We start from the raw sequence: 9,378 nt of genomic DNA, 5'->3' as shown, positions 1-9,378 counted from the left end.
TTCCGCAACGCGCGCACCGAAGCGGGCTTTTAAGACGATGGGTACAATCGCAATTTTTATGCTTGTCACGAAGTCCAACTCATCGATGCAGGCCGCATCCGGACAACACCGAGAAGATCGTGTTCAATTTGAGCAGCGCTCGCAGCGCTTGCGCTCATCTTGGGTCTTTGGTGCGCAAGCGAAGCATGAGCGGGCCGCCTTTTAGATGGGCGCGTTTTCAAGGGGATGATCGGACCGCTCGAGACCCCGGATCTTGCCGATAGTTTGCATTTCGAAGATGGCTATTTCTGGTCAGACATCTGCACGCGATGTGGGTTCCTTCCCGGAGCGTACCGCTCAGAGACGACGGACGAAGACATCATCATTCTTGGTGTGCTTGAAAGCTACAGCCGAGGTCTCTTTGAATTTGAGGGGTTCGTTCGCGAAGGCGGCCTGATCGAAGGATTGATCCGCTTGGAGCGAAAGCAATGGGACTGGACATCTAGTCGCGAGATTGCGTTTCAGAGCGCGGCGATGGAAGAATTTGACCCTCAGCGCTCCACCAAGTCCGCCAGAAATCGGACGGCATGAACCCCACCGAAAATCCGCTATGCGATCGATTCTAAGTCGCATTTGAGCGCTTAGGCGGGTCATTGGAGTTTATGTCATCCTCCTTGCCGTCGGGTGGATGGCTGGCGACCTTCTGCGTGACCTCGCCATCCCTGCCAATGAACAAGCCATTGATCCATCGCATCGTCATGGGAGCGCTTCTTATATTTGTTTAGCTGCAGAAATCCCGCTCGTGCCCGGTGTCGAGATCGGGTTCGCGCTGCTGCTCTCATTTGGCGGGAAGGCAGCCCCAATCCTATCCGCTGGCATGGTTGGGGCGTTAATTCTCTCGTTTCGCATCGGTCGCTTTGGTCCCCTTCGCTACATTTCACAGATTGCGTCATGCTTGAGATTGAAGAGCGGGACGGACTGGGTCGCTGACATCGCATCCACTCCCGCTCAAGACCGCCCCGAACTGATGGCAACCAGGCTAAAAAGTCGGTTTGCCCAAAGGCTACTCGAAGCCGGTATGCCCGTCTCGCAGTGTTGTTGAATTTGCCAGAAAATTCGATTCTGGGCGGTGGCTGAGGCCTTGCATTTTTAGCAGGAGTGTCTGGGCTATATCGGTTCTGGCCGTACCTTCTCAGTGTGCTGATCGCGGTTGCACCGTTTCCTCTGATTTTTCTCTTGCGAGGGAGCCGATGCGCGGGCGCAATGCCAGTATTGTTCAAAAACCAAACACTTCATAACAGCCCCCAAAAGCACAAAAAAAAGCCCGCGCTATTCAGCACGGGCTTTCCAATTTCGTCATGAAGTCGCACGGCGACGCGCCCGTAAAGGCGGTCCGCCAGTTTGCGTCAAGCCGCCATCTTGCGCTTGCCGCCGCCACTGCGCCGGGCACGACTGCGCTGCGCACCCGTCATATTGCCCTTCGGAGCCCCACCGTGCTTTCCACCGGGCTTGCCCCCTGGCTTTCCGCCGGACTTCGCAGCGCGCACCGGAACCGGAGCAGTGCCACCGATAACCGGGATGGTCGCCTTCATCGTTTTTTCGATGTCGCGCAGTTCTTTCATCTCTTCGGCCGAGCAGAACGCAACCGCGCGCCCCGTCGCACCAGCCCGCGCCGTGCGTCCGATCCGGTGGACATAGTTGTCCGGCACATTCGGCAGGTCATAATTATAAACGTGACGCACGCCCGGAATATCAAGACCCCGTGCAGCAACATCCGTCGCCACAAGAACTTTCAATTCGCCAGCCTTGAACGAGCTAATCGCCCGGTCGCGCTGACCCTGGCTTTTGTTGCCGTGGATAGAGCCGGCCGAGAAACCAGCCTTAACCAGCGCCTTCATCAACCGCTCCGAGCCATGCTTGGTACGCGCGAATACAAGCGCCATCTCGGCACGGTGCCCTTCAAGATACTTGATCAGCAACTGCGTTTTGTCGCCTTGCGGCACGTAGTGCAGCCCTTGCGTGATCTTCTCGATCGGCTTGCCCGGAGGGGCTGCTTCAACCCGAACAGGATCCTTCAGATACGCCTGAGACAACTCGGCCATCATCTTCGGCATCGTCGCCGAAAACAGCATGGTCTGACGGTCTTTACGCAGCAAAGGCGCGATGCGACGCAGCGCGTGGATAAAGCCCATGTCCAGCATCTGATCCGCTTCGTCCAGAACAAGGAACCGTGTCTGGTCAAGCCGCACAGCCTTGCGATCAATCAGGTCAATCAACCGGCCCGGTGTTGCCACCAGCAAATCGGTGCCACGCCCAAGCCGCTGAATCTGCGCATTGATCGACTGTCCGCCAACGACCAAGTTAATCTTCAGATGCGTCCCTTGGGTATAGGCCCGCAGATTGTCCGAAATCTGTTTTGCCAACTCGCGCGTTGGCGCAAGAATAAGGCCATGCGCCGATTTCGGCTCTGGGTTCACACCCAGTTTGGTCAGCACATGAATAATAGGCAGACCAAAGGCGGCGGTTTTGCCCGTGCCGGTCTGCGCAAGCCCCATAACATCGCGGCCCGCCATCGCATGGGGGATCGCTTTCTTCTGGATCGGGGTGGGATCTGTGATCCCCTGTTCGGCAAGTTTTGCCACAAGACGGGGCTGAAGCCCCAACATATCAAAGTCCATTAATTCTCTTTGTTTCCGGCGCGGATCTCGCCCACGCCAATAAATATCGCTGCCACGCCCATAACGGGCGGACAATCGCAGTTGGGTTGCGCGCCGCTCTGATCCAAAGGCCGAATTGCCCCGTTGATCGTCGTCGCGCCGGACCCCTGCGTGAGGTGGGTGCCTGAAAGTGTATGATGCTTCGCGCAGTAAACGCGACCTGCTCACGCGGCAGAAGCAATCATGAAAAGGGACATGGGGGCATCCGGGCTTCAAGTCAACACATTTGGCCTGCTACAGGGCCGCAAGCCGGAAAAGTGACTAAAATCTGACTTTTCCGCGATGAAGCTGACGTCTTACCCTTTCGTTGCGCCACAGAACGCCTGCAGCGACATTGTACCGACGCCCAAAATCACACCTTTTCAGAGCCTTAGAAGGTTCTGATCCAACTAGCGCTCGCATCCCTCCAAACGCCTCGTTAAGTTTAACACCCTCACCGGAACGGATACATCCACGGTTTATAATCGTTAATCAGAACTTTCGCACGGTCGATCTCCTCGGCCGTCATCCGTTTTTGCACTTCTTCCAAGGACATAACCGCATCCGGGTCGCCGCCAATCGTACTTAACCCATACCATAGATAAGCCCGCACCAAATCCGGAGAGGGCATTCCCAAACCCAGTTCATAGTACCACCCAAGCCCCGACTGCGCGCCCGGATGCCCCTTCATCGAGGACCGCAAATACCACTCAAACGCGCGCTCCGGATCCCTCTCTACCCCAAGCCCAAGCGCATACATCACCCCAATCAATTCCTCTGCATCTGCGTTCCCAGACCGCGCTGCAGGCAGGAATTCTTCCATCGCTTCCGCAAACCGACCCGCCTCCATATGATCCCGAGCCGTTTCGATTTCTGCCCAAACGGGGGTTGCGAGCACCGCTGCACCTGCCAGAATAAACCCATGAATCGATTGCTTCATATCCTTGCCCTTTGCATCGCATCGCCCGCCTTTGCGGCTGATCTTCCAAGGCCGCTTGGCGACGATGATTTCATCGCATTCGACCCGGAGAAAGCCAAAATCGGTCAGCTTCTTTTCTATGACAAGATTTTGTCGGGAAACAGAAATATCTCTTGCGGCACCTGTCATCACCATGACCTCGGCGGAGCGGATGGGTTAAGTCTCGGGATCGGCGAAGGCGGCGACGGCCTTGGCCCGAAACGGGTCGCCACACTGGGCGAAGACCGCATCCAAAAGCGCATTCCGAGAAACGCCCCTGCCCTTTGGAATCTTGGTGCGAAAGAAATCGACGTGTTGTTTCACGATGGTCGCCTCGCGGTTTCAGATCTCTATGGAAACGGCTTCAACTCACCCGCCGAAGAATGGCTACCCCTGGGCCTCGAAACCATCCTCGCCGCGCAAGCGCTCTTTCCTTTGACCGCCCGGTTCGAAATGGCCGGCGCACCCGAGGAAAACGAAGTGGGCGGCGCGATCAACGACCGGCTCGACAACGCTTGGCCCATCATCGCCAAAGAGGTGCGCACCAATCCGGACTACGGATTAATGTTCGTTAAAAACTTTGCGCATATAAACACGCCCGAAGACGTCGAAATTGTCGATATCGCAAACGCGCTTGCCGCCTTCATGGGCACAGAATGGAAAAATCACGACAGCTCGTTTGACGCATTTCTCGCCGGAGACAAAAACGCACTCTCCACGCGAGCCGCCCGCGGCATGTCACTCTTTTACGGCGACGCGGGCTGCGCCGCCTGTCATTCCGGTCCGCTTATGTCGGACCAGAAATTTCACGCCCTCGCCCTGCCCGCATTCGGCCCCGGCAAGACCCGCCGGTTTGATCCCCAACCGCGTGACGTCGGGCGGATGGGCGAAAGCAACCGGATTGAGGACGCCTACCGCTTCCGCACCCCGATGCTAAGGAATATATCATTAACAGCGCCTTACGGACACAACGGCGCTTACCCAACGCTTGAAGGTATGGTGCGCCATCACCTTGATCCGACATCCGCTCTAGCCCTGTGGAATCGTGATATGGCCAAGCTTCCTGCCGCGCCTTGGCTTGAGGAAGCCGACTTTATCGTTCAGTACGACACCCGCGAAATGGATCGCCAACGGCGAAAAATCGACATTGAGCCGGTCTCTCTACTGGACCAAGACATCGCCGATCTTGTCGCTTTCCTCGAAAGCCTCACCGGGCAAACCGCCCGAACACGTCCGCTGGGTCGCCCAAAAACTGTGCCATCTGGTCTCACCATAGATTGACCCCTGTTCCGACGCCCAAAGCGGGATAGATAAGCTGAATGGTATTAACCGTCACATCCGTTGAAAAACGTTTCGGAAAGGTCTCGATCCTTAACGGCGTGTCATTGACGCTCGCCGCTGGCGAAGCCGTTGCTCTGACGGGCGAAAGCGGGTCAGGCAAGTCCACGCTTTTGCATATGATTGCCGGGCTGGAACCCATGGACGCTGGCGAAATAACAATTAATGGTAAGGCGTTAGAGAACCTTCGCGACGCCGAACGCGCCACACTGCGCCGCGAAAACATCGGGATAATTTTCCAGCAATTTAACCTGATCCCCTCCCTCACCGTTGCCCAGAACCTCAGCTTTCAGGCACGCCTGACCGGCCGAAGCGTTGATATCGACGCGCTTGCATCGTCGCTTGGTCTGACCGAACACCTCGCAAAATATCCCGAACAGCTTTCGGGAGGACAACAACAGCGCGTCGCCATTGGTCGCGCCGTTGCGGCGTCGCCCAAACTTATCCTAGCGGACGAACCCACCGGTAACCTTGATGAAGCAACCGGCGATGCCGTTTTTGACCTTCTCGTGACTGCAGCCCACGACAAGGGCGCCGCCCTCTTGATTGTCACTCATTCCAACCGTCTGGCGTCTCGCGCCGACCGCCGGCTGCACCTGCGACATGGGCATTTTCAGTGATGTCATGCACAGTCCTTTTCACGCTTCTATCACATTGGAAAAGGCGGCCTTTTCAGTTCCTGACGCTTGTCCTGGGACTTGCTCTGGCGACAGCACTTTGGTCCGGTGTCCAGGCGATCAACGCCGAAGCCCGCAAAAGCTACGATGACGCCGCAAGCGTTCTTGGAGGCGAGACCACGCTGTCAGACAAAACCGGCAGGGTGATCTCGAACGAGACTTTTGTCGCCCTTCGCCAGAACGGTTGGCTGGTCAGCCCGGTTGTAGACGGATGGGTTTTCGGCACCAATGGCCGGGTGCGCATCCTGGGGATCGACCCTCTGACAATGTCACGGCTCAACCCGGCCGGTACGGCGATGGCCGAAGTCGAAATATTCGAGTTTATGGGCGACGACGGGCTTATCCTTGCCGCCCCCGCCACGGCCCGGCGACTTTCCAACTTCGCACCCCGTGTCCGTTCCGTTGAAGGCATCGCTCCCGGCCTTGCAATCATGGACATCGCTAGCGCACAAACCCTTGCAGGTATTGAAGGAATAAGCCGTCTGACCCTGCTACCCAACCAACCGTTTCGCCAAACTCTACTGGACGAAGTTGCACCTGAATTGGTTCGGCGAAGCCCCGAAACCGCTGATGATCTTGCCCGCCTTACGGACAGTTTTCACCTTAATCTGACTGCGTTCGGGCTACTTAGTTTTGTCGTCGGACTGTTCATCGTAAACGGCGCTGTCGGCCTTGCATTCGAGCAACGCCGTCCGGTTTTTCGTACCCTGCGCGCGATCGGTGTCACACCGGGCCATTTGGTCTCGCTCCTTGTTCTCGAGCTTATATTCTTTGCATTTTTCGCGGGCGGACTTGGCATTGGATTAGGCTACATCGTTGCCGCCGCGCTGCTTCCAGACGTCGCCGCGACGCTACGTGGACTTTATGGCGCAAACGTCGAAGGCACGCTGACGCTGTCGCCAACATGGTGGCTAAGCGGTCTCGCAATTGCGGTTCTTGGCGCCGCACTTGCCGCGGCGACAAGCTTGCTTCAAGTCGCCCGTCTGAACCCCCTGGCCACGGCTCACCCCCGGGCTTGGGCGCGCGCGTCTAGCAGGACAATGCGGATGCAACTTTCCCTCGCCGGAATCGCGACTTTGGTCGCTCTCGTCGCCGGTGTTTTCGGCAGCAATCTGATGTCAGGATTTACCCTCCTCGGAGGCCTCCTGATTGCAGCTGCGTTAACACTTCCTACCGCTCTTTCCGGACTTCTTAACCTTGGTGAACGCCTCTCAGGGTCGGGACCACTGGTCGAGTGGTTCTGGGCAGATACCCGCCAGCAACTCCCGGGTTTGTCGCTCGCACTAATGGCGCTATTGCTTGCGCTGGCCGCAAATATCGGCGTTTCAACCATGGTCGGCAGTTTCCGCCTGACATTCACTGGCTGGCTCGATCAGCGTCTTGCAAGCGAGGTTTATATCGGGGCAGAAAACGAAAATCAGATCGACGCGCTTATTGCTTTCGTCACGCCGCGCGTCGATGCCGTCTTACCAATCTGGCACACCGACGCTGATATTCTGGGTGCGCCTGGTGAAATCTATGGTGTGGTCGATCACCCGACGTATCGCCAGAACTGGCCCTTAATTGTGGCGTCGCCGGATGTCTGGGACGGCATTGGCCGCAACGAAGGCGCATTGATCAATGAACAACTCTCGCGCCGCGAAAACCTTTCGCCTGGCGACATACTTCACATGCCCGGAGGCTGGACGACAACGATAGCAGGGGTTTACAGCGACTATGGCAACCCGCTTGGCCAGGTCATTCTACCGCTGCAAACCCTGATATCGCGATACCCGCAGGTCGACCGAACCGACTTTGGCCTGCGTCTTGATCCAGAAGGCGTACCGGGATTGCGCGACGCCTTGACCGAAGAGTTCGGCCTTGCGCCCGAAAACATTGTCGATCAGGCGTCCCTAAAGGCGTTTTCCCTTGGCATCTTCGAGCGCACCTTCGCCGTAAGCGCCGCTCTAAATGTTTTGACGCTGTCCGTCGCCGCGGTCGCGATCTTGACCAGCCTGTTAACTTTGGCAGCCCTTCGATTGCCGCAGCTCGCGCCGGTTTGGGCCATTGGTTTGCCCCGTCAAACTCTTGCGCGCATTGAGTTTTTCCGCGCTTTGGTTCTTGCATTTTTGACGTTCATCCTTGCGGTTCCGGTCGGGCTCGTCCTTGCGTGGGTCCTGCTTTCGGTCATCAATGTCGAGGCTTTCGGGTGGAAATTGCCTATGTACCTTTTTCCGGCAGATTGGATCTGGCTTCTCGCACTTTCGCTTCTGACGGCTGGGCTGGCCGGTCTTTGGCCTGCACGACAGCTTGCAAAACGTCCCCCCGCCGACCTGATCCGGGTTTTTGTTCATGAACGTTAAAGACCTTTGCGTTTGCATCTTACTTGCTAAGGCGCCCCTCGCCGCAATTGCGCAGGGATTTGCCGGTATGGGTGCCACCGAAGAGGGCTTTGCACTCCCCGATCCTGATACCCGCTTCACATTCCCAAAGGATCACGGATCCCACCCGAATTTCCGCATCGAGTGGTGGTATGTGACCGCCATCTTGACCGGAGCGGACGGTGAAACCTACGGCGCGCAGTGGACGCTTTTTCGAAATGCAATTCGTCCGACCGCGGCAGAAAGCGATCAAATCTGGCTGGGACACGCAGCGGTTTCAGCCCCCGAAGGCCACTTCCACGCCGAACGACTGGCGCGCGGCGGCACAGGACAGGCGAGTGTCACACCAACACCGTTTAGTGCGGTAATCGACGAATGGGCGTTGGAGGGTTCAGATTTAAGAAACGTCAAACTCACGGCGCAAGTCTCTGATTCTGCGTATGATCTTACGTTGGCGTCTGATCGACCCTTCGTACCCCAAGGCATTCAGGGTTTTTCGCAAAAGTCCGCAGCAGGCCTGGCCAGCCACTATTATTCGCAGCCCTTTTATACCGATGCGGGCACTATAGAGCTTGCGTCTGGCCCAGTTGCTGTCACCCGTCAGGCATGGCTGGATCGTGAATGGTCGTCGCAACCCCTGACCGAAACTCAAACGGAATGGGACTGGATTTCGCTGCATCTCGACAGCGGTGCGAAGCTAATGGGCTACCGCCTGCGTGACACTTCGGGCCGTGACTATGTCGTCGGTACATGGATCGCGACCGATGGACCGCCAAGCCCATTTAGGCCCGGCGATCTCACGATGAAACCGAACAAATGGGCCCGCGCGGCCGACCGTGATGTGCCGGTCGGTTGGACCGTCACACCTGAAAACTGCGACCTTGAAATCGACGTCCACGCGGTTTACCCGCAAAGCTGGATGCCCACGATTGTCCCCTATTGGGAGGATCGGGTTCAGGCGACCGGCACACATTCCGGGCGCGGCTACCTTGAAATGACGGGCTATGAGTGACGCATTAAATACCCTTAACGGCACTTTGGCAGCGGTCTGGTCACGACTTGAAGCCGGCGCAACCGACACAAACGCGCCAGCGAACCTACCGGTTCTGGCCACGTCCTCGGCAAAGCGCGGTCCGGCTGCGCGTATTGTCGTGCTTCGTGGGGTGGACCGGGCTGCGTCTATGCTTACAATATTCACCCATGCTGGTGCGACAAAAGTCGCTGATCTTAAGAATGATGAGCGCGCCGAGCTGCTAATCTGGGATGCCCCCGAACGCTTTCAGATCCGCCTTTCTGTGACGATCGAATTGATCGAAGTAGATGCAGCGACCTGGCAATTGCTTGGCCCCGGAACCCGTCTGAACTATGCC

Annotated in this window: 9 protein-coding genes; 7 read left to right on the top strand and 2 right to left on the bottom strand. The window is 57.2% G+C overall.

The window, feature by feature from the left end; translation table 11 throughout:
* On the top strand, positions 1-205 hold a 205-nt coding region (locus tag AC221Y_RS15740), incomplete at its 5' end, for a hypothetical protein (RefSeq protein WP_486707706.1).
* 20 nt (positions 206-225) lie between these two features.
* The gene (locus tag AC221Y_RS15735; RefSeq protein WP_299757970.1) at positions 226-570 is read left to right on the top strand and encodes a hypothetical protein; all 345 of its coding nucleotides are present in this window, start codon (positions 226-228) and stop codon (positions 568-570) included.
* A gap of 815 nt (positions 571-1,385) precedes the next feature.
* Here the strand turns inward: AC221Y_RS15735 and AC221Y_RS15730 are convergent.
* Together AC221Y_RS15730 and AC221Y_RS15725 are read right to left on the bottom strand one after the other, a co-directional pair.
* Entirely contained in the window at positions 1,386-2,657 is a 1,272-nt protein-coding gene (locus AC221Y_RS15730; RefSeq protein ID WP_299757968.1) for a DEAD/DEAH box helicase, read from the bottom strand.
* A 472-nt stretch (positions 2,658-3,129) separates the two neighbouring features.
* Positions 3,130-3,615 carry a tetratricopeptide repeat protein gene (locus AC221Y_RS15725; RefSeq protein WP_299750036.1) on the bottom strand — a complete coding sequence of 162 codons (486 nt, stop codon included), beginning with the start codon at positions 3,613-3,615 and terminating at the stop codon, positions 3,130-3,132.
* On the opposite strand from AC221Y_RS15725, the gene AC221Y_RS15720 reads away from it, so the two are divergent.
* From AC221Y_RS15720 to AC221Y_RS15700, 5 genes are all read left to right on the top strand, one after another.
* A complete protein-coding gene (locus AC221Y_RS15720) occupies positions 3,598-4,914 on the top strand; it encodes a cytochrome-c peroxidase (RefSeq protein ID WP_486707705.1) in 1,317 nt (438 codons plus the stop codon). The genes AC221Y_RS15725 and AC221Y_RS15720 overlap by 18 nt on opposite strands.
* Before the next feature lie 38 nt (positions 4,915-4,952).
* Positions 4,953-5,591, top strand: a complete 639-nt coding sequence (locus AC221Y_RS15715; RefSeq protein ID WP_486707704.1) for an ABC transporter ATP-binding protein — start codon at positions 4,953-4,955, stop codon at positions 5,589-5,591.
* A complete protein-coding gene (locus AC221Y_RS15710) occupies positions 5,591-7,990 on the top strand; it encodes an ABC transporter permease (RefSeq protein WP_486707703.1) in 2,400 nt (799 codons plus the stop codon). The genes AC221Y_RS15715 and AC221Y_RS15710 overlap by 1 nt, the downstream gene beginning before the upstream one ends.
* Complete coding sequence (locus AC221Y_RS15705) at positions 7,980-9,020, top strand: lipocalin-like domain-containing protein (protein WP_486707702.1); 1,041 nt, start codon at positions 7,980-7,982, stop codon at positions 9,018-9,020. The genes AC221Y_RS15710 and AC221Y_RS15705 overlap by 11 nt, the downstream gene beginning before the upstream one ends.
* Positions 9,013-9,378: pyridoxamine 5'-phosphate oxidase family protein (locus AC221Y_RS15700; RefSeq protein ID WP_486707701.1), on the top strand; the 366-nt coding region annotated here is incomplete at its 3' end. The genes AC221Y_RS15705 and AC221Y_RS15700, both read left to right, overlap by 8 nt.

The sequence above is a fragment of the Boseongicola sp. genome (genome assembly GCF_057460485.1).
Note: the sequence above shows the minus strand (reverse complement) of the source record. Positions and strands in the feature narration are given on the sequence as shown.

Bases quoted from the DNA above. Each gene is read 5' to 3' on its own strand.
- AC221Y_RS15735 (WP_299757970.1), top strand. From the start codon at position 226: ATGATCGGACCGCTCGAGACCCCGGATCTTGCCGATAGTTTGCATTTC.
- AC221Y_RS15730 (WP_299757968.1), bottom strand. From the start codon at position 2,657: ATGGACTTTGATATGTTGGGGCTTCAGCCCCGTCTTGTGGCAAAACTT.
- AC221Y_RS15720 (WP_486707705.1), top strand. From the start codon at position 3,598: ATGAATCGATTGCTTCATATCCTTGCCCTTTGCATCGCATCGCCCGCC.
- AC221Y_RS15725 (WP_299750036.1), bottom strand. From the start codon at position 3,615: ATGAAGCAATCGATTCATGGGTTTATTCTGGCAGGTGCAGCGGTGCTC.
- AC221Y_RS15715 (WP_486707704.1), top strand. From the start codon at position 4,953: ATGGTATTAACCGTCACATCCGTTGAAAAACGTTTCGGAAAGGTCTCG.
- AC221Y_RS15710 (WP_486707703.1), top strand. From the start codon at position 5,591: ATGTCATGCACAGTCCTTTTCACGCTTCTATCACATTGGAAAAGGCGG.
- AC221Y_RS15705 (WP_486707702.1), top strand. From the start codon at position 7,980: ATGAACGTTAAAGACCTTTGCGTTTGCATCTTACTTGCTAAGGCGCCC.